Source organism: Halomonas saccharevitans (assembly GCF_032333995.1).
Taxonomy (GTDB): Bacteria; Pseudomonadota; Gammaproteobacteria; order Pseudomonadales; family Halomonadaceae; genus Halomonas; species Halomonas saccharevitans.
This window is the reverse complement of sequence record NZ_JAVXUR010000003.1, coordinates 76,926-97,237: the sequence shown is the minus strand read 5'-3', so window position 1 is coordinate 97,237 and position 20,312 is coordinate 76,926. Positions and strand designations below refer to the sequence as shown.

The window sequence follows — 20,312 nt, the reverse complement described above, 5'->3', positions numbered from 1 at the left end:
CCGTGCCTATTGCCGCGCCTCGCCGCCCTTGTAATACGGGACTCGGCGTCAGCGCCGCGTGCGCGATCACCACCCTGCCCTGACCGTCCATCGCGTCCGGCGTACCGCCCCCTGCGTGGCTGGCACGCGACGCGCCCCTTCCACTCACCGAGGGACTGCCCTTGAACAGCACATCACTCCATCAATTCTCGACCCTGACCGTCGTCCTGCTGATGCTCGCCTTCTACGGCGGCACCTATCTGCTCACGCTCGGCATCCGCAAGAAGAAGGAAGACGCCGACGCCTTCATGGTCTCCAACCACCGCATCGGCTTCGGCATCGGCGCGGCCAGCATGACCGCCACCTGGATCTGGGCCGCCTCCTTCTATGCCGCCGCCACTTCCGGCTACACCTACGGCGTCTCTGGCCCCATCCACTACGGGCTCTGGGGGGCGCTGATGATCCTGTTCATCTATCCGTTCGGCCGACGCTTTCGCAAGCTCGCCCCCAACGCTCACACCCTGGGCGAGCTGATCCACGCCCGTCACGGCAGCTCCAGCCAGCTGATCCTGGCGCTCTCCAACGTGCTCGGCAGCGTGATCAGCCTGATGGTCAACTTCACCGCCGCCGGCGCCCTGGTCTCGGTGCTCTCGCCGCTCTCCTTCCAGGCCGGGGTGATCATCGCCGGCGTGGGCGTGCTGCTCTATACCCTGTGGTCGGGCTTTCGCGCCTCGGTGATGACCGACTTCGCCCAGCTGGTGGCGCTGATGGCCATCGCCGTGGTGATCATTCCCGCGGTGTTCTTCGCCATGGGCGGCCCCAGCGAGCTGGTCGCCGGGCTCGACAACCTGACCGTCGAGCAGGCCGACTTCTTCTCCACGGAGGCCATCCTCCATCAGGGCGCGCCCTTCTTCGTCGCCGTGCTGGCCTACGCCATCGGCAACCAGACCATTTCCCAGCGCCTGTTCGCGGTCAACGAGGAGCACATCAAGCCGACCTTCCTCACCGCCACGGTGGGCTACGGCGCCATCGTCATCGGCCTGGGCATGATCGGGCTGATGGCCCTGACGCTGGGCATCGAGCCGCTGAACGGCGACATGAACAACCTGATCCCGCAGATGGTCTCGGGCTACCTGCCGCCGGTATTCATCGCGCTGTTCTTCATCCTGGTGATCGGCTCGCTCTCCTCCACCGCCGACTCCGATCTCTCCGCGCTGTCGGCGATCATGATGGCCGACGTCTACGGCAAGAATATCGCCCGCGGCAAGGCCGACCCCCAGCGCATGCTGCTGGTGGGCCGACTGACCATGATCGTCGCCACCGCGGTGGGCATCGTCTTCGCCAGCTTCTCGCTGGATATCCTGGTAATGCTGGTGTTCGTCGGCGCACTGTGGGGCGCCATCGTCTTCCCGGTGATCGCCAGCTGCTTCTGGGACCGCATCACCAACGCCGCCTTCACCACCTCGGTGCTGGTGGCCATGGTGATGTTCTGCCTGGCACGCTTCGAGTGGCTGCCGCTTAACGGCGCCACCGGCCTGCTCTTCGAGCTCTTGGCGAGCATCGGCGGCGGCGTGATCATCGGGCTGATGGTTTTCGGCTTCCTGGGCCGCGCGATGGGCTTCCTCGCCGGCGGCCTGGCACTCGCCGCGATGCTGATCTTCGCCACCGGCTTTTTGCGCGAGTACACCGTGCTGCTGGCCTCGCTGACCGCCTACGGGACCAGCACCCTGGTCTGCGTGGTGATGAGCCTGGCGAGCCGCCAGGAGCCCTTCGACTTCGCCACCATCGGTGAGCGGGTCGGCGACTACGACCAGGCCCACGCCGAACCCACGGCCACACCGCGCCGGGCGGCGGCACCGTCCTCCGCCACCCTGGCCGGCCAGCGCTGAGCCAAGCGACCATCCACCGCGGCGCCGGCCTCCGGCGCCGCCATGAGGAGAACGACCATGACTCTGCTCTACGGCTTCTACGTGCTCATCTGGCCCGCCCTGACCCTGGGCGTGCTGGTGCTGATCTGCCGCGCCGTGCTGCGCGACCGCCGCGACGCCAAGCGCGAGCATCGCGAGCTCGTGTGACGTCCGCCCGCCCGTGATCGCGAGATCTCAGGCACACCAATAGCCTCGCCGGCAGCTGCCGGCGGGGCCTTTTTCGTTCAGTTCGGCGGCGAGGAGGGGCTAGACTGTGAGGACACGCCCCGCGACCCGGGTCGCCTCAACAGGGAGCCACGACGATGACGGACCACGCCCTGGACTACTACCAGCCGCCGCAATCCGAGGCCCTTGGCCTGATTCGCCTGCGCGCCAGCGCCGAGGGTCTCACCGAGATCGCCTTCGTGATGGAGGCCGAGGAGCCGGCCCGGCCCGGCGAGGCCACCGAGCAGGCCCGAGCCCAGCTCGACGAATACTTCGCCGGCGAGCGCCACGCCTTCGACCTGCCGCTGGCGCCCGAGGGCACCGACTTCCAGCGGCGCGTCTGGCAGGCGCTCGCCGACATCCCCTTCGGGGAGACCCGCTGCTACGCCGAGATCGCCGAGCAGCTGCACTGCCGCGGCGGCCAGCGCGCGGTGGGTGCGGCCAACGGCAAGAACCCGCTGGCCATCGTGGTGCCCTGCCACCGGGTAATCGGCAGCGACGGCCGCCTCACCGGCTATGCCGGCGGCATCGGCCGCAAGCAGTGGCTGCTGGCCCACGAGGCCGGCGAGGTGCCCTTCGCGCTGAGCTGACCGCCTCGACTCCCGGCCTCGATCCGATCTCATTCCGGTCGAGAGCGTGTCGCGCGCGGCATCAGCCTCGCGCCGTCTCCACCTCTCGGTACCAGGCCGCGTAGGGCGTATTCCTCGCCATGCAGCGGGTATAGTCCGGCGCCCCGTCCGTCCACCACACCGGCCCGCGCTCGCCCAGCGCCCGCTTCGCCTCGTCGACCCGATCACGGGCCTCGCGCTGTGCCTGCGGATCTTGCGTGCGCTTCGCCTGGGCCACGTCCCGCCGGGCCCGCATCAGCCGCTCTACCCAGGCCTGGCGTTCCGGCTCGGGCAGCTCGGGATTCGTGCACCGCCAGAGGCGGCCGCGCACCACGATATAACGGCCGTCGGGCGTGGTGAGGGGCGTCGATGAGGTCATGGTGAAAGCGTGGCTCCAGGCCGGGAGAGGAAGACGCGTCTGAGTCGTTACTGCACCCCGGCGCCTACGAGACGCCCCAGGGCCAGAGGCAGCCAGTCGACGCTGTCCCGGGGCGCGCCCGCCGCGGGCGCCATCAGCCGCTCATGAGGGGGGCTCGTCTTGCCATGCCAGGAAGGTGCGATAGTCCTGGCGCACACAGTCGGCATAGCTGAGCGCCAGGGTGGTCACCATGTCCACGCAGCGCTCGAGCCGCCCCTCGACGCAGGCACCGACGGCGCGGGCAAAGCGCCCTGGATCGTCGTGGTTCAGGGCCTGGGCGCCGCGCAGGTGCTCCCGGGCCAGGATGCGTCCCCACTGCTTGACCAGCTGGCGGTACGGCTTGGCGCCGTCGAGCTTGTGGGTCGGGAAGTCTTCCTTGAAGGGCGAGCGCTCACGCACCGAGAACACCGTATCGCCCAGGTGCAGCCAGCCCAGGTAGGGGTCGGGGTGCTCGGCGATGGCCACGAAGGCCGCCGCGTGACGCAGCCCTTCGTGGGGAAAGGCGCGTCGCCAGGCGCGCTTCTCGGCGCCCCCCATCAGCCGCCAGCCCTCCGGCGGGTTCTGCTGCTTGATATCGAGAATGATGTCGTCGTGCTCGTGGTCCTGCCCGCCCTCGATCAGCACGTAGAAGCGCTCGAGGCCCAGCGAGCCGGTGCCGGCATCGAGCCGGCGGGCCATGTCCTTGACCCGGAAATGGCCCTCTTCCGCCTCGCTCGCGGGGGCGTTCAGGGTGTGGCGGTACTCCTCCTCGACGGCCTTGCGCAGCTGACTCGCCAGGTGCGCCGGCAGGGCCGACAGTTTGTCGGGACGCTCGGCGAAGCTCCGGCCGTCTTCGGTCACGACGGTCCACTTTTCGAGCATCTTCGCCCGGCTCTTCTTCTTGCCTACCTTCTTCATGAAGGGTTTGAGCGGCCCCTTGGCGGTGGCCAGTGTCACCGCGCCGGGCACCTCGCCCTCCACGTGGCGGGCCAGCTCGTCGTAATAGCGGCTGACCAGAGACTTCAGCGCCTTACGAATCGCCTTGCCGGACAGGCCGGTATTCTCGCGGGCATCCAGTACCAGGCTGATGGCCAGGCGCCACAGGTCATACTGGTAGTCGCCGATCATGGCGTCGTCGAAATCGTCCATCCCGTAGCGCACGGCGTCGTCGTGATGTCCGTAGGCGCCAAAGTTGTAGGCGTGAGCATCGCCCTGCAGCCAGGTCTGGGTCTCCGCCAGGCCGCCGAACAGCGCGAAGCGCCAGTCGTGCCAGACGTCTCGCCAGTAGAGATGGTTGGTACCGCGAAAGAAGCGATAGGGCGACTCGGCCAGCTTGGCGTACTTGGCGTGGCGATCGCTCTCGTCCAGAGCGGCGTTGGCAGCCTCGATGGCATCGAGGACCTGGCGGGGACGATTGTGGCGCGTCAGGGGTGGCGACATGCAGGAGCTCCCGATGGCAGACGAGGACCGCGATCCCGCGGTCCTCGCCAGTCAAGCAGGCAGCGCCGCCAGCGACAAGCCCCTGTAGCGTGTTGCCCCGCAGCGTAATGCCCCGATCCACCCACGGCTGCCGTTGGCATACCGCCCGAGCCTGCGGGTCGACGACGTGTGATAAGCGCAGGCCAAGGTCCTGCGCTGGCCGCCTCGCCTACGCCAGGGGAACCGCATAGAAGAGGCAGTCGCTGCGGGCGATCTCGCTGTTGGTGGTGGCCATGAACAGGCGCAGCGGGCGGCGCGCATGGAGCCGTCCCTGCCGCACGCAGAGCAGCTCCTCGACTCGCTCGCGGCCCTGCCCGTCTCGCGCCTGCAGGCAGGAAAGGCCCCGGGGGCCCAGCCAGCCGAGGGTCGCGCCCGGAGTGGTCACGCCGCGGTTGTGCTCGTCGATCCGCGCCCAGAGCGTCACGTCCACGTCGGGACGGGGCGCGCGGTCGTAGGCGACGCTGGCACCGGGGCAAAGCTCCACCCGCAGCGGATGCACCAGCACCTCGAGCCCCGGCGCGGCGGGCAGGGCCGTCAGGTCCGGACACTCGGCGAGCAGCCGATACAGGCCCTCGGCCACGTCACGGGCGGCGGGTTGCAGGGCGCCGCCGCACTCGAGGGTGAAGACGGGACAGTCCGCCAGTCGCGGGCGCTGGAGCGGCAACTCCATCAGGCTGCCCAGCCGCAGGTCGGTGACGATGAGCTGCTCGCAGAGCTGGCCGCACAGGGCCTCGATGAGCGGGTGGCGACGAGTGCTCACGGCGAAGGCGGGGCCATTGCCGGAGGTGTTGTGAAGATCGATGATGCATTCCGGCGCCCAGGCCTCCAGGTCCTGAATGATGGCCCAGGCGAGTTCTCCGGCCGGCCCGTCGAAAGGGGGCCGGAAACAGCGATTGAGGTCCCGGTCGTCCGGGGTATGGCGATGGGTAAAGGCCGGATGCGACAGCGCCCCCCGGACGTTGGCCAGCAACACCGCCAGCCGGGTACGGGGCCGCGGGCGCTCCACCAGCCAGCGGTGCAGCGCCAGTGTGCCGGAGGGTTCGTTGCCGTGCAGCAGGGTGGTGACCACCCGGCAGCGCCGGTCATCCTCCCCCTCGAGCATCAGCCAGACGGGCCCGCCGAGGGTCTGGAGCCAGGCATCGACATCGCGATGATCGTCCGGTGGGTCGGTGATGACCGGCAGCGACAGTCCCTCCATTCACTCCTCCTGCGGCCAGCGCGCCACCGGCCGGTTGGTGGCCGCCGCGATACGGTAGGCGTCGAGCAGCCGATGACAGGCCTTGGCGCGGGACAGGCCCTGCGCCTCGAGCTGGGCGAGCCTCTCGCGCTGCCAGCGGGCAGGGCTGGTCCGCGCCTGGAGGCGCTCGGCGATCACCTCGAGGTAGGGGTGGCTGTCGGCATCCGCCACGCCCAGGGCACGCAGCCCCCGCGGGACCTCGGGCAGCAGCCGCTCGAGCAGCGTCACCACCGGCGTCTCCTCCAGGCGATGGTGCTTGCGATGCGGCCACAGCAGCCGGGCGTCCAGCCCCGACTGGGCGGCGCGATAGAAGTTGTAGTCGGCGTAGCGGAACGGCATGGCGCTCAGCCACTCGGTGATGTCGTCGCGCAGGGCGGCCACCAGCCCCAGCAGCAGGGCCACGTTGGCCACCATGTCCACGGCGGTCGGCCCCGACGGCAGGGCGCGCATCTCCACCCGCAGGTGGCCGCCATCGGCGGGATCGTAGACCGCCCGGTTCCAGGGCCAGACGGTGCCCATGTGCAGACGCAACTCGGAAAGCCCCGGCGCCGTGGTGCCGGGCGGCCGATCCTCGGGGAGAGTGTCGGACGTGAGCGGCAGGATCGGCGGATATAGGGCTACCGCCTCGGCGAACAGCTCGAAGGCGCCCTCGCGCACCCAGCCCTGGCCGAAGGTCACCCGCGCCGGCTGCTGCCAGCGGTCGGCGCCACGCATCCGGCAATCCACCGCCTGCTTGAACAGGGCGACACGGGTCTCGTCCCACAGCCGGCGCTGCAGGAAGAGCGGTGAATTGGCGGAAAGCGCCAGCACCAACGGGGTGACGAGCTGGGCGGCGTTGAAGGTCGCCGCGAAGCGCTCGGGGGGCACCCGCAGATGGAGCTGGAAGGAGGTGTTGGCCCCCTCCAGGACCACATGGTCGCTGCTGACCCGCACGTTGTCCTCGCCACGGATCTCGACATCGAAGGGCTCGCCGCGCAGCCGCTTGAGGCCCTGCTCCAGGGCGCGATAGCGCGGCAGGTCGCTCATGGCATGCTCTCCCAGGTCCGTCCTGCGCAGGGTGGGGAGGATACCGATCGGCACCACGTGGGCCCGATGAGGCGCCGCGGCCGCCTCGAGCCGCGCCAGGGCCTGCAACAGCTGACGCTCCAGGGCATGCAGCGGGCCGCCCGCGAGCGGCAGCGGCGCCAGGTTGTACTCGATGTTGAAGCGGTTGAGTTCCAGCTGCAGCTGGGGGTCGTGCAGGGTCTCGACCAGGGCCTGGTTGAGCGGCGCCACCCGGCCCCGCTCGTCGACGATATAGGCCTCCAGCTCGGCACCGATGCTGGGTGCCCCCGCCCCGAAGCCCGGCTGGGCGAGCAGCTCACGCAGCACCTCGACGCTGTCCCTCAGGCGCTTGCCGAAGCGCTGATAGTCCGACGCCGAGAAGGCGTCGCGATCGATGATCGCGCCCATGGCACTCCCTCCCCGGAGCGGCCGACGTTGTCACCAGTCTAGGTAAAGTCTCCAGGGATGGGGCACCAAGGGCGGATCAAATCGGCAAATGGAGGATGGCGCCGCGCAGGGCCCGCTCGTCGGCCCACAGCTGGCCGAGGGTCAGCGGCAGCGAGAAGCGGCGACGGCCGGCGCCGCCGGGATTGAACAGCAGCCGGCCGTCGCGCCATTCGTGGCGCGCCTTGTGGGAGTGGCCGTGAAGTACGGCGTCACAGGCGGTGCCGGCGTCGAAGTCGGCGATATCGTGCACCAGGTGCAGGCGCCAGCCGTTGACCAGCAGATCTTGGTGCCAGGGCAGCCGCTCTGCCCAGGCCGCGGTGTCGACGTTGCCGCGCACGGCGTAAACCGGCGCCAGCTCGGCAAGACGCTCGAGGATCGCCTCGTCCTGTTCCCGGCTGCCCACGTCGCCGAGATGCAGGATCAGCCCGCACCCCTCAAGCAGCGCCAGCGCCTCGTCACGCAGCGTGCCGTGGGTGTCGGCGATCACCCCGATCGGGGCATCGAGGTCGAAGCGCTCGGTCTCCATGCACCAGTCTCCCTTCATGCGATTCGGCCCCATGGTGGCGCCTGATACTTGACCATGCCAGAGCGTCACAATTCGAGTGCTGGAGACGCGTCGAAGAGGAGGTCTTTTGCCATGGATGGCAAAAGTAGCGCCCAGGGAGGGGTTCACAGCGCCTCCTCGCAGCCCCGTCGACGGCTAAGCCCTGGCTCACCAAGGCGTCGGCCACGTTTATGCGGGCGGGGTTTTACGGCACCATGGCCCCTTGCCCGCCCGCCGCGAAGGAATCGCCATGCCCCTCACCGCTCTCCGGTCCCCCGAGCTCACCCCCGGCTTCATGGTGATCCACGGCAACCGCCTGGAGGCGCTGCGCGACCTGGCGGTGGAGTGGCTGCGCCAGCATCCGCTGGGGCCGCTCGAGGACGAGGTGATCCTGGTGCAGAGCAACGGCATCAGCCAGTGGCTCAAGCTGGCGCTGGCCGCCGACCCGCCCAAGGGCGCCGGCATCGCCGCGGCCATGGACGTCACCCTGCCGGCGCGCTACCTGTGGCAGGCCTACCGCGCGGTGCTGACCCAGCAGGACGGCCCCGACGCCGTGCCGCCGGCATCCCCCTTGGACAAGCCGCGCCTCGTCTGGCGGCTGATGCGCCTGCTGCCCGAGCTCGTGGATGACGTCACCTTCGCGCCCCTGGCGCGCTTCCTGGCCGACGACGAGGACCTGCGCAAGCGCCACCAGCTCGCCGAGCGCCTGGCCGACCTGTTCGACCAGTACCAGGTCTACCGCGCCGACTGGCTCTCCGCCTGGGCCGAGGGCCGCGGCGAACTGATCGACGCCCGCGGCCAGGCCCGGCCCCTCGCCGAGGACCAGCGCTGGCAGCCGGCGCTGTGGCGGCGGCTGCGTGACGATATCGGCGAGGCGGGACTGGCCACCAGTCGCGCCTGGGTGCACACCCGCTTCCTCGAGGCGTGCCGCGAACTCACCCCCGAGACGAGGCCTCCAGGGCTGCCGCGCCGGGTGGTGGTGTTCGGCATCTCCTCGCTGCCCCGCCAGACGCTGGAGGCGCTGGCCGCGGTGTCCAGGGTCACCCAGGTGCTGCTCTGCGTGCACAACCCCTGCCGCCACTACTGGGCGGACATCATCGAGCACAAGGACCTGCTGCGGGCCGCCCGCCGGCGCCAGCGCCACCGCCCCGGCATGCCGCTGGAGCTCGACGACACCGAGCTTCACCTCCACGCCCAGCCGCTGCTCGCCGCCTGGGGCAAGCAGGGCCGCGACTACCTGCGCCTGCTCGACGAGTTCGACGACCAGGACGCCTACCGGGCGCTGTTCGACGCCGAGGCGATGCGCATCGATCTGTTCGATTCGCCCCTCGAGCAGGCCGAGGTGCCCGGGCTGCTCCAGCAGCTGCAGGACGACATCCTCGAGCTGCGCCCGCCCCAGGAGACCCGTGACACCTGGCCGGCCGTCGACCCGGCCCGGGATCGCAGCCTGCGCTTCCACGTCGCCCACAGCCCCCTGCGCGAGGTGGAGATCCTCCACGACCAGCTGCTCGCCGCCTTCGACGCCGACCCCAGCCTGCGCCCGCGCGACGTGCTGGTGATGGTGCCGGACATCGACACCTACGCCGCCGCCGTGCAGGCGGTGTTCGGCCGCCTGGCGCCGGACGACCCGCGCCATATCCCCTTTACTCTCTCCGACCAGACGAGCCGCCACCGCCAGCCGCTGCTGGTGGCGCTGGAGGCGCTCCTGCACCTGCCGGAGGCGCGGCTGACGGTGAGCGACCTGCTCGACCTGCTGGAAGTCCCCGCCCTGCGCGGGCGCTTCGGCCTGGACGCCGAGGCGCTGCCAGTGCTGCGCCGCTGGATCGAGGGCGCCGGCATCCGCTGGGGGCTGAACGCCACGCAGCGCGCCCGGCTCGACCTGCCCGGCGGGCTCACCGCCAACACCTGGGCCTTCGGCATGCGTCGGTTGATGCTGGGCTACGCGGTGGGCCACAGTACCGAGCACGAAAGCGCCGACGGCCCCTGGCACGACATCGAGCCCTTCGGCGACATCGGCGGCCTGGAGGCGGCGCTCGCCGGCCCGCTGATGGACCTGCTCGACGCCCTTGAGGCCCAGTGGCGCGCGCTCTCCGAGCCCGCCGACGTGCCCACCTGGTGCCGCCGCCTGCGCGGGCTGCTGGCCGCGTGCTTCGCCGCCGAGGACGAGGCGGACCTCGCCACCCTGAGCCGCCTGGACGAGTTGCTGGAGGAGTGGCAGGAGACCACCGAGGACGCCGGCCTGACCGAGGCGCTGCCGCTCTCGGTGGTGCGCGAGCACTGGCTCAGCCAGCTCGACGAGGCCAACCTCTCCCAGCGCTTCCTGGCCGGCGCGGTGAACGTCGCCACCCTGATGCCGATGCGCGCCATCCCCTTCCGCCACGTGTGCCTGCTGGGCATGAACGATGGCGAGTACCCCCGGGTCCAGCGGCCGCTGGACATCGACCTGATGGGCCACGACTACCGCCCCGGCGACCGCTCGCGCCGCGAGGACGACCGCTACCTGTTCCTCGAGGCGCTGCTCTCCGCCCGGGACAGCCTGATGGTCAGCTGGGTCGGCCGCAGCATCCACGACAACGAGCCCCGCCCGCCCTCGGTGCTGCTCGGCCAGCTGCGCGACCACCTGGCCGCCGGCTGGACGCTGGCAGGAAGTGAACACGAGGACGGCGCCGGCCAGGCGCTGCTCGACGCCCTGACCACCGAGCACCCGCTGCAGCCGTTCAGCCGGAGCTACTTCACGGACAACGCCCGGCTGTTTACCTACGCCCGGGAGTGGCGGGCGGTGCACCAGGCCGCGCCGGACGCCGTGGCCGACGGCGAGCTGCCGCCCATCGAGCTCGACACCGCCCTTGCGCTGTCGCGACTCAGCGGCTTCCTCAAGGATCCGGTGAAGGCCTTCTTCACCACCCGGCTCGGCGTCTACCTCGAGCGCGAGGCGCTGGAGAGCCCCGACCACGAGCCCTTCGCCCTGGACGGCCTGGACCACTGGCAGCTCCAGCAGGCGCTGATCGAGGCCGGGCGCCGCGCCGTGGACGAGGGTGCCTCGCCGACGCCCGCCGTCCACGACACCCTGGAGCGCCTCACCCGCGAGGGGCGCCTCGCCATGGGCGGCTTCGCCGAGCTGATGCGCGAGCACCTCGTCGAGCCCCTGGACGACCTCTTCGAGGCCTACGCCGAGAAGCTCGAGGCCTGGCCCCACGCCTGGGAGACGCCGGCATCCGTGTCGCTGGAGCTCGCCACCGCAGACGGCCCGCTGCAGATCGAGGACTGGCTGGACGGCCTGCGCGAGAACGACGCCGGCGAGCGCTGCCGGCTGGTGCTGATGACCAGCAGCCTGGTCAACAAGGGCAAATACAATTGGAAGCACTGGCTCGCCCCCTGGGTCGCCCACCTCGCCGGCCAGCTGGCCCTCGGCCCCATGACCACGGTGCTGCTCTCCCGCGCCGGCGGCGGCACCCTGGGGCCGCTCGATGACGCCACCGCGCGCCAGCACCTGGAAGCCATCGCCCGCGCCTGGCGCGCCGGCATGACCGCCCCGCTGCCGCTGGCCCGGGACACCGCCTTCGCCTGGCACGAGAAGGGCGGCGACGCGAACGCCCTGGGCCGCGTCTTTGGTAATGAAGAAAAGGCGGAGGAGGCCGATCTCAAGGCCTGGAAGGCCGCCGCGCGCGTCTTCGAGGGCGACGACTACACCGCCGGCGAGCGCGACCGCGATCCCTACCTCGCCCGCCAGTGGCGCGACCTCGAAGGCCTGGTGCGCCATGAGGCCGCCGGCCGGCGCTTCACCGAGCTGACCGCCGCGCTCTACGCGCCCCTTCACGATGCGGTGAAGGCCAAGAAGAACGGAAGTAAGGGCCAGGGAGGCAAGAACTCATGAACTCGCCCGATACCGCTCGCACCGTAGAAACCCTGCACACGGCCGAGACCCCGCGCCTCGACCCGGTGGCCCTGCCGCTTACCGGCAGCCGGCTGATCGAGGCCAGCGCCGGCACCGGCAAGACCTTCACCATCGCCCTGCTCTACCTGCGGCTGGTGCTCGGCCCCCGGAACGAGGAAGACGCGGCCAGCTTCCCGCGGCCGCTGACGCCGCCGGAGATCCTGGTGGTCACCTTTACCAACGCCGCCACCCAGGAGCTGCGCGACCGCATCCGCGCCCGGCTGGTCGAGGCCGCAGAGGCGTTTCAGCCGACCGATAATCAAGATGTAGAGGCGCCGGGGGCAGATCAGAGCGGAGGTCCGATGCCAGGGACGGCATCGGTAGCGCCCAGGGATGGGTTCACAGCGCCTCCGCGGCGATCTGACGCCGAGCCGACTCCAAACCAGACCGGCGACCTCTTCGACGAACCACCGGTGGATAACTCAGTATCTGAAGAAGATACGACCAGCAGCGCCCCCCCGAGCAGCGACCCGCTGATCGCCCTTCGCGACAGCTACCCCCGCGAGAGCTGGCCGACCTGCGCCCGCCGCCTGCGGCTGGCCGCCGAGTGGATGGACGAGGCCGCGGTCTCCACCATCCACTCCTGGTGCCACCGCATGCTGCGCGAGCACGCCTTCGACAGCGGCAGCCTGTTCGCCCTGGAGATGTCGCTGGACCAGTCGGAGATGGACCTGGAGATCGCCCGGGACTACTGGCGAAGCTTCTATTACGACCTCGACCCCGAGGCGCTGGCGATCGTCGCCCGCTACTGGACCACGCCGGACACCCTCAACGACACCGCCTCCCGGCTGCGCACCCACGCCGCCGCCCTGCCCGTGGCCCCGCCGCCGGCCGAGGCGCTGGCGAACTACCGCGAGCAGCGGGCCGCGGCGCTGGCCGAGCTCAAGGCGCCCTGGCCGGCCTGGCTTGACGAGTTGGAGGAGTTGCTCGAGGCGGCCGCCCAGCGCAAGGCCTTCAACGGACAGAAGCTCAACGCCCGAAGCCGCGCCAACTGGCTCGCCGCCCTGCGCGACTGGGCCCATGACGCCGAGCTCGCCAAACCGGCGCTGACCGACGCCGCCTGGAAGCGCCTGACGCCGGAGGGCATCGCCGAGATCTGGAAGGCTGATTCTTGGGAAAAAGACGGGGCCCCGATCCTGCCGGCGCTGGAGGCGCTGGAAGCGCTGCCGGAGAAGCTTGCCGCGCTGCCCGACCCCTTCGCCGACCTGCTCGCCCACGCCGTGCACTGGATGGCCGCGCGCCGCGAGACCGTGCAGCGCCGCCGCGCCGAACTCGGCCCCGACGACCTGCTGCACCGGCTCGACGCCGCCTTCGCGGGCGAGGCCGGCGAGACGCTCGCCGCACGCATCCGCGAGCAGTTCCCGGTGGCGCTGGTCGACGAGTTCCAGGACACCGACCCGGTGCAGTACCGGCTGTTCGACCGGGTCTACGAGCTGGAGAAGAACCGGGGCAACAGCGCGGCTTCGGGCGCTGAAAAGAGCGCGGTGCTGCTGATCGGCGACCCCAAGCAGGCGATCTACGCCTTCCGCGGCGCCGATATCCATACCTACCTTCAGGCCCGGCGCGACACCGCCGGCCGCCACGTCACGCTCGGCACCAACTTCCGCTCCGCCGAACCCATGGTCGAGGCGGTCAACCGGGTGTTCGAACACGCCGAGCAGGGCGAGTCCGGCGCCTTCCTGTTCCGCCGCGGCGACGACAATCCGGTGCCGTTTGCCCCCGTCGACGCCAACGGCCGCAAGGACGCCCTCACCCGCCACGGCGCCACACAGCCGGCGCTCACCCTCTGGCACCTGGCCGCCGACGAGACGCTCGCCAAGGGCGCCTACCTGGCTGAGCTGGCCGGGCGCTGCGCCACAGAGATGGCCACGCTGCTGCGCGAGGGCCAGGCCGGGCAGTCGGGGTTCGAGCAAGACGGAGCATTACGCCCGCTGGCGCCGTCGGACCTCGCCGTGCTGGTCAACAACGGCTCCGAGGCCCGCGCCATCCGTGCCGCCCTGCTGGCCCGCGGCATCCGCAGCGTCTATCTCTCTGACAAGGAGGGCGTGTTCGAGACCGAGGCCGCCGCCGAGTTGGAGGGGTGGCTCGCCGCCTGCGCCGCGCCGGACGACGAGCGCGCCCTGCGCGCCGCGCTCGCCACGCCGAGCCTCGGGCTGGGCCTCGCCGAGCTAGACGCCCTCAACGGCGGCCCCCAGCAGGACGAGCTCGCCTGGGAGGCGCGGGTGATGCAGTTCCGCGACTACCACCGCCAGTGGCAGCGCCGCGGCGTGCTGCCCATGCTGCACCGCTTGCTGGCCGACTTCGCCGTGCCCGGCCGGCTGCTGGCGGTGCCCGAGGGCGAGCGACGGCTCACCGACCTGCTGCACCTCGGCGAGCTGCTGCAGGAGGCCAGCACCGAGATCGACGGCGAGCACGCCCTGCTGCGCTTTCTCGCCGAGTCCCGCGCGCATCCCCAGGCGCAGTCCGACACCCATCGGCTGCGCCTGGAGAGCGACGCTGAACTGGTGCAGGTGGTGACCATCCACAAGTCCAAGGGCCTGGAGTACCCGCTGGTGTTCCTGCCCTTCATCGCCGCCTTCCGCCCCGTGAAGCAGGGCGACCTGCCGCTGCGCTGGCATGACGACGACGGCCACCTGCGCCTGACGCTTTCCGCCGACGACGCCACCCTGGCCCGCGCCGACCACGAACGCCTGGGGGAAGACCTGCGCAAGCTCTACGTCGCCCTGACCCGCGCCCGCCACGCCACCTGGCTCGGTCTGGCGCCGCTGGACGCCATGGAGCGCAGCGCCGTCGGCCACCTGCTCAAGGGCGGCGAGGAACTGACGCCCGAGACGCTGCGGCCAGCCCTCGAGGCGCTGGCGGACACGGATGGTCAGGAGAGAAGTCGGGTGGCGGTGATCGACGCCCCCGAGGCCGAGGCCACGCCGGTCGAACTCGCCACCGACGACACGCCGCTCGGCCATGCCCGCGCCCCGACTCGGACGATCCGCGAGCACTGGTGGATCGCCAGCTACTCGGCGCTGCGCACCGGCGCCACGCCGGATGAGTCAGGCGACGAAGCCTCGACCGTCCAGGCCGAGCCGGCCCCCGAGCCCGCTACCGCCATTGAAGCCACGGCGATGGAGGTGATCGAAGAACCCTTCGATGCCGGCGCCGCCACGGTAAGCGAAGGCTCGCTTCACCGCTTCCCCCGCGGCCCCTCGGCGGGCACCTTCCTGCACGGCCTGCTCGAGTGGGCCGGCGAGGAGGGCTTCGCCCGGGTAGCCGGCGATGCCGACCTCAGAGCCGACACCCTGGCCCGGCGCGCCAACCGCCGCGGCTGGGAGGGCCAGATCGCCGCCCTCGAACAGTGGCTGCCGGAGCTCTTGACCACGCCGCTGCCGGTGCCGAATTCGGGCGATAGCGAGGCCACGCCGCTGCGCCTCGACGCCCTGGATGGCTACCGGGTCGAGCTGGAGTTCTGGTTCGCCGCCCACAAGGTGAACACCCGCCGGCTAGACTCCCTCGTAAGCGCTCACACACTCGGCGGGCGGCCGCGGCCGGCGCTCGAGCCCGACACCCTCAACGGCATGCTCAAGGGCTTCATCGACCTGGTGGTGGAGCACGAGGGGCGCTTCTACGTGCTCGACTGGAAGTCCAACCACCTGGGCGCGGACGATGCCGCCTACACCGAGGCGGCGATGGCGGAGGCCGTGCTCGAGAAACGCTACGACGTGCAGTACTGCCTCTATCTGCTGGCCCTGCACCGGCTGCTCAAGGCCCGGCTGCCGGACTACGACATCGAGCGCCACCTGGGCGGGGCGCTCTATGTCTTCCTGCGCGGCACCCGCGCGCCCTCCCGCGGCGTGCACGCCGAACGCCCGCCGAGCGAGCTGATCCTCGCGCTCGATGCCCTGTTTCGCGCCGCCGAGGAGGACGCCGCATGATGCCGGATACCCCGAACCACGCCGCCGCACCCGAACAAGCGCCCGAAACCGCGCTGGCCGATCACGCGGCGCTCTTCGCCCTGCTCGACCGCTGGGTGGCGCGCGGCTGGCTGCGCTCGCTGGACCGCGCCTTCGCCGCCTTCCTGCATCGCGAAGCGAGCCAGGGGCCTGAGGTAAGTGAGGCCTCACCCCTGCTGCTGCTCGCGGCCGCACTCGCCAGCCACCAGCTCGGCCGTGGCCATGTCTGCCTGGACCTCGCCCAGACGCTGGCCACCCCGGACCTCGCGCTCTCCCTGCCGCCGGAGGGCGACAGCCTGGAGGACCCGCCGCCGCTCCCCAGCCGGGTGATGGCCGGGCTCGATCTCGATGCCTGGCGCGCGGCGCTGGCCCAGCCGGAGCTCGTCGCCGAGGGCCCCGGCAGCACCCCGCTGGTGCTCGCCGGCAGCCGAGAGCGTCCCCGGCTCTACCTGCGCCGCTACTGGCAGCATGAGCAGGATATCCACACCCGGATCAATGAGCGGCTCGGCGATGCCAAGGGCGACGACGAGACCCCGGACGCGGCCCGCCTGCGCCCGATCCTCGACCGGCTCTTTCCTGAGCCGAAGCAGCCCGCGACCATCGACTGGCAGAAGGCCGCCTGCGCCCTGGCCGGCCGTTCGCGCTTCGCGGTGATCACCGGCGGCCCCGGCACCGGCAAGACCACCACCGTGGTGCGCCTGCTCGCCCTGCTCCAGGCGCTGGCCCTCGGCGAAAACGAGGGGGAAGGCGAGAGTGAAGGAAAACAGGCCCTGCGCATCCGCCTCGCCGCCCCCACCGGCAAGGCCGCCGCCCGGCTCAACGAATCCATTTCGGCACAGGTCAGCCAGTTACCCTTGGACGAGCTGGTGGCAGCAGCCGGCCTTACCACCACCCTCGAGCGCGTAGCGAGCGAAGACGAGGCAAGGCGGAGTCCGACGAAAACGCGGAGTTTACGAGCCGTAAATGAGCAGTTTGAGAAGGACTCCAACACCGCATCGTCGAGCGCAGTAGCGCATCTCAGAGAAGTGATTCCCAAGGAGGTGAGCACCCTGCACCGGCTGCTCGGCTCCCGACCCGACACCCGCCGCTTCCGCCACGACCGCCACACCCCCCTGCCGCTGGACGTGCTGGTGGTGGACGAGGCCTCGATGGTCGACGTGGGCATGATGGCCGCGATGCTCGAGGCGCTGCCGCCCCGGGCGCGGCTGGTGCTGCTCGGCGACAAGGACCAGCTCGCCTCGGTGGAGGCCGGCTCCGTGCTCGGCGACCTGTGCGCCCGGGCCGAGGGCGGCCACTACACCCCGGCCACCGCCGAGTGGCTTAGCGAGGCCACCGGCCAGCCGCTGCCCGCGGAAACGCTGGACGCCGATGGCCAGCCGCTCGACCAGGCCATCGCCATGCTGCGCGTCAGCCACCGCTTCACCGCCGACAGCGGCATCGGCCAGCTGGCCGCGGCGATCAACCTGGAGGCCGAGCCCGCCGCCAAGCGCAAAGCGATTGGTGACGCCCTGAGCGCCGGCTTCGCGGACCTCTCGCACCACAAGCTTGCCGCCGACGACGAGCGCGGCCTGGCACGCCTGGCGGTGACCGGCTGCCCCGAGCGCTTTCCGAATGCCAAGGCAGCCGACGCGCCACCGGTGGGCTATCGCCATTTCCTGAGCGTGATGGCCGAGGGGCGCCCGGCCGACGACGCGGATCAGGCGGCCTTCGATGAGTGGGCAAGAGAGGTGCTCGCGGCCCATGGCGACTTCCAGCTGCTGTGCGCGCTGCGCCGCGGCCCCTGGGGCGTGGAAGGCCTGAACGAGCGGGTGCGCCAGGCGCTAGAGCGGGAGACGCTGATCGACAGCCAGGACGGCCGCCAGCGCTGGTACCCCGGCCGCCCGGTGCTCGTCACCAAGAACGACTACGACCTGGGGCTGATGAACGGCGATATCGGCATAACCCTGGACATGCCGCGCCCGGGCGCTTCCCCCGACGACGGCAGTCGGCGCCTGCTGCGGGTGGCCTTCCCCGCCGGCGACAGCACCGATCGCATCAAGTGGGTGCTGCCCTCGCGCCTGCAGGCGGTGGAGACGGTATTCGCGATGACGGTGCACAAGTCCCAGGGCTCGGAGTTTACCCACGCCGCCCTGGTGCTGCCCGACGCGCCGAATCCTATCCTCACCCGGGAGCTGGTCTACACCGGCATCACCCGCGCCCGCCACTGGCTGACGCTGGTGGAAACCGGCCGCGGCCAGCTGATGGACGCGGCGCAAAGAAGGGTGATGCGGGTGAGTGGGTTGGGGAGTTGATGGAACCGCCTTGCCTCCAGAAAGGCGAGCGAACAGGTTTCACGGGGCGCCGAACAGCGCCTCGTAGACCTGCACGGAACTTTCGTACTTGGTGAAGTGGCTTTTGGGGACGTGACGAATCGCAGGACGCTCAGCCTTGATCCCTTCCGCATTGCCCTTGGTGTGCCTGGCCACCTTGAACGCTGAGAGATCGGGTAGTGGACTTCCCGGTGAGCCACCGAAGACCAAAAATGGACCCAGCTCTAGCGTTGCCGCATCGAATTGAACCCAGACCACCACGCCTGATGGTTTGATCTCCAGCGCAGCGCGCACGTTCTGCTTCGTGGTTCTCGCCTCACGACTGGGAGCCTTGAGTTGTAGGTAGCGGATCATACCATTTTCCTCGGCAATCAGATCGTATCCGCTGTTGTCGACTTCCGGCTTTGCAACTTCGAGCCTGCAACCTCTCTAACCAAGAATGGGTGGCCTCAAGTTCCAAGCACAACGCTATAGAAGGGCGCCCGGACGGCGACTGATCTCGAAAATGCCAAACTCTGCATCGTTGGGATCAGCTGCCACGATCGGGGCGGTACTGAAAGAGCTTGGCACTGTCGGTGGGGCCTCTCTTGTCAGTGACTTGGGTGGACCCCGGAAGATAGAAATTTACCCCCGCTAATTCGTTCGAGATAAGCATGCACAACCAATCATGCAGGCCTCAAGAGAAACATCAAAAATCAACGAATCTCCTCGTCCAATGAAAAATAATCGCTTCCTCTATAATCAGATATTAGGCTTTCAATAGACTGATGACTTCCGTCCTTAGCCAACAGATATTTCAATATCGCGCTCAATGTGACCAATATCTCCTTGCATACCTTGGCACTTTCCTGCTGTTTAGAAATCCCCACGACCACAGCTTTAGAGCACTCTCTTTTACTGTCGTCGAGCAAACTTTTTGATATTGCAAAGCAACAATTTAAAAACACCCCCCTCATCTCTTCGCTCATTTCACTCAGAGAGGAAGTTGTTTGTATTTCATGGAGAAATAAATCTTCTTTCCCATCAGGCAAAAAAGACCAAGTCCATTTAAAATAATGCTCATCGTATACTATGGAAGCTGCCCGGGTTAACAACTTGCGCTCCAACTCATCGTTATCTAAGATCTCTTCAAACCCTTTTAAATCATTGTCTTTCATGATATCAAGAATTAGTTCATGCAAACCCTTCAACTCATGAAGCAGGTGTTCAACACGGTTATGCTTATTATATTCATCCGCAACCGAGGCAATATTTCTCTTCAGTATTCTCACCAAGTCTGAGTTTTCTTCTATGGAGTCTAGGACCGGGATAACGCTATATCTATGAGTTTGTATTAATTCATAAAACTTGCCAACTTTTTCATTAAAATAGGACAGCTCACTTTTTGTTTTTTCAAAGGCTCCATCCCTCCCAAGTCTCTGGGACATTGCTGACAAGAGATCTTCTCCTTGACCGTTTTTATACCCTGATAGTGACTTAGTCCTTTCTCCACTATCAACAACTTCATTAACAAAAATCTTGCTTAATTCCTTTATGGATTCTTTTAGCTGTTCTGCCGCGACTACTCGTGCATTTTTATCAAATCGCTGCGTCCGCTCCTCATCTATTCTTTGCTTTGTCGTATACACAAAGTACGTAAGAGAGCCAATAATAGTTAACGATGTAGCTACATCAAATCCTAGCTGGATTGGAAGGTCTATAAAATCGTTTATCACGGGGGCCTTATCCTTATGAGCTTGATTTATGAAAAGGTAATAAATTTAAAGGTTTGTCGAAAAATTTGCAACCGGAAAGATCCAATATAAAAACGAGCAAACTTGATAACGATGGTGGATTTGGAAATCGCATCGTAGAGCTCCACTAAAAGGGGGAGGCGGAAGTCATCGTCATCTATAATTCCAAAATAATTTTTCATCATATAGCGTAACTCTTTGCATCATATGTTTCGTGAACTTTCCAGCATCGAAAGCCAGGCTATCGGCAGTCGATTTCATCTCGTCGATCGTCCGCTCATAACTCCAGGCCACACCGGCTGTGAGTAGTACGTCGTATTGCCCTTTTTGGGGCAATGAGCCAAGCCAATACACATCCACAACCGTGCGCAGCGTATACTCACGTTGTGGATAGCCACACTCACTAAGTGCAATGGCTTCGCAGGTATCAGCACTCGCAGTGTCGCCAGCAAAGATGCACATCCCCCGTATTTGCGTTTGCGGATGCAGAGGAATGCGGGATTCGGTGATTTGATCGGCCATCGG

At 68.1% G+C, this 20,312-nt stretch carries 14 protein-coding genes; 6 read left to right on the top strand and 8 right to left on the bottom strand.

What is annotated here, in order from left to right:
• Positions 1-161 precede the first annotated feature (161 nt).
• The 3 genes from RSO68_RS08505 (at position 162) to RSO68_RS08495 (ending at position 2,701) form a co-directional block, all read left to right on the top strand.
• Complete coding sequence (locus tag RSO68_RS08505) at positions 162-1,868, top strand: sodium:solute symporter family protein (protein WP_089847002.1); 1,707 nt, start codon at positions 162-164, stop codon at positions 1,866-1,868.
• Between the two features lie 57 nt (positions 1,869-1,925).
• Entirely contained in the window at positions 1,926-2,054 is a 129-nt protein-coding gene (locus RSO68_RS08500) for a putative transporter small subunit (protein ID WP_217641038.1), read from the top strand.
• Between the two features lie 155 nt (positions 2,055-2,209).
• Positions 2,210-2,701: a methylated-DNA--[protein]-cysteine S-methyltransferase gene (locus tag RSO68_RS08495; RefSeq protein ID WP_315586275.1), complete on the top strand. Its 492-nt coding sequence runs from the start codon at positions 2,210-2,212 to the stop codon at positions 2,699-2,701.
• 61 nt (positions 2,702-2,762) lie between these two features.
• On the opposite strand, the gene RSO68_RS08490 is transcribed toward RSO68_RS08495, so the two are convergent.
• The 5 genes from RSO68_RS08490 to RSO68_RS08470 form a co-directional block, all read right to left on the bottom strand.
• Positions 2,763-3,098, bottom strand: coding sequence for a hypothetical protein (locus tag RSO68_RS08490; protein WP_315586274.1), 336 nt, complete (start codon positions 3,096-3,098; stop codon positions 2,763-2,765).
• A gap of 141 nt (positions 3,099-3,239) precedes the next feature.
• The gene (locus tag RSO68_RS08485) at positions 3,240-4,556 is read right to left on the bottom strand and encodes a DUF2252 domain-containing protein (protein ID WP_089847009.1); all 1,317 of its coding nucleotides are present in this window, start codon (positions 4,554-4,556) and stop codon (positions 3,240-3,242) included.
• Positions 4,557-4,764: 208 nt separating this feature from the next.
• On the bottom strand, positions 4,765-5,793 hold the full coding sequence (locus RSO68_RS08480) for a succinylglutamate desuccinylase/aspartoacylase domain-containing protein (protein ID WP_315586273.1): 1,029 nt from the start codon (positions 5,791-5,793) through the stop codon (positions 4,765-4,767).
• Positions 5,794-7,284 carry a hypothetical protein gene (locus tag RSO68_RS08475; protein ID WP_315586272.1) on the bottom strand — a complete coding sequence of 497 codons (1,491 nt, stop codon included), beginning with the start codon at positions 7,282-7,284 and terminating at the stop codon, positions 5,794-5,796.
• Positions 7,285-7,360: 76 nt separating this feature from the next.
• Positions 7,361-7,849, bottom strand: a complete 489-nt coding sequence (locus RSO68_RS08470; RefSeq protein ID WP_315586548.1) for a metallophosphoesterase family protein — start codon at positions 7,847-7,849, stop codon at positions 7,361-7,363.
• A 268-nt stretch (positions 7,850-8,117) separates the two neighbouring features.
• On the opposite strand from RSO68_RS08470, the gene recC reads away from it, so the two are divergent.
• Genes recC through recD form a run of 3 tightly spaced genes read left to right on the top strand, consistent with a single transcriptional unit; the run spans position 8,118 to position 18,036 of the window.
• Complete coding sequence (gene recC / locus RSO68_RS08465; RefSeq protein ID WP_315586271.1) at positions 8,118-11,741, top strand: exodeoxyribonuclease V subunit gamma; 3,624 nt, start codon at positions 8,118-8,120, stop codon at positions 11,739-11,741.
• Positions 11,738-15,727, top strand: a complete 3,990-nt coding sequence (recB, locus tag RSO68_RS08460; protein WP_315586270.1) for an exodeoxyribonuclease V subunit beta — start codon at positions 11,738-11,740, stop codon at positions 15,725-15,727. Before recC ends, recB begins: the two co-directional genes overlap by 4 nt.
• Positions 15,724-18,036: an exodeoxyribonuclease V subunit alpha gene (gene recD, locus RSO68_RS08455; RefSeq protein WP_315586269.1), complete on the top strand. Its 2,313-nt coding sequence runs from the start codon at positions 15,724-15,726 to the stop codon at positions 18,034-18,036. The genes recB and recD overlap by 4 nt, the downstream gene beginning before the upstream one ends.
• Before the next feature lie 39 nt (positions 18,037-18,075).
• Here the strand turns inward: recD and RSO68_RS08450 are convergent, their stop codons facing one another.
• The 3 genes from RSO68_RS08450 to RSO68_RS08440 form a co-directional block, all read right to left on the bottom strand.
• Entirely contained in the window at positions 18,076-18,408 is a 333-nt protein-coding gene (locus RSO68_RS08450; RefSeq protein WP_315586268.1) for a hypothetical protein, read from the bottom strand.
• Positions 18,409-18,749: 341 nt separating this feature from the next.
• Complete coding sequence (locus RSO68_RS08445; RefSeq protein ID WP_315586267.1) at positions 18,750-19,769, bottom strand: hypothetical protein; 1,020 nt, start codon at positions 19,767-19,769, stop codon at positions 18,750-18,752.
• A gap of 171 nt (positions 19,770-19,940) precedes the next feature.
• Positions 19,941-20,309, bottom strand: coding sequence for a DUF427 domain-containing protein (locus RSO68_RS08440; protein ID WP_315586266.1), 369 nt, complete (start codon positions 20,307-20,309; stop codon positions 19,941-19,943).
• Positions 20,310-20,312 lie beyond the last annotated feature (3 nt).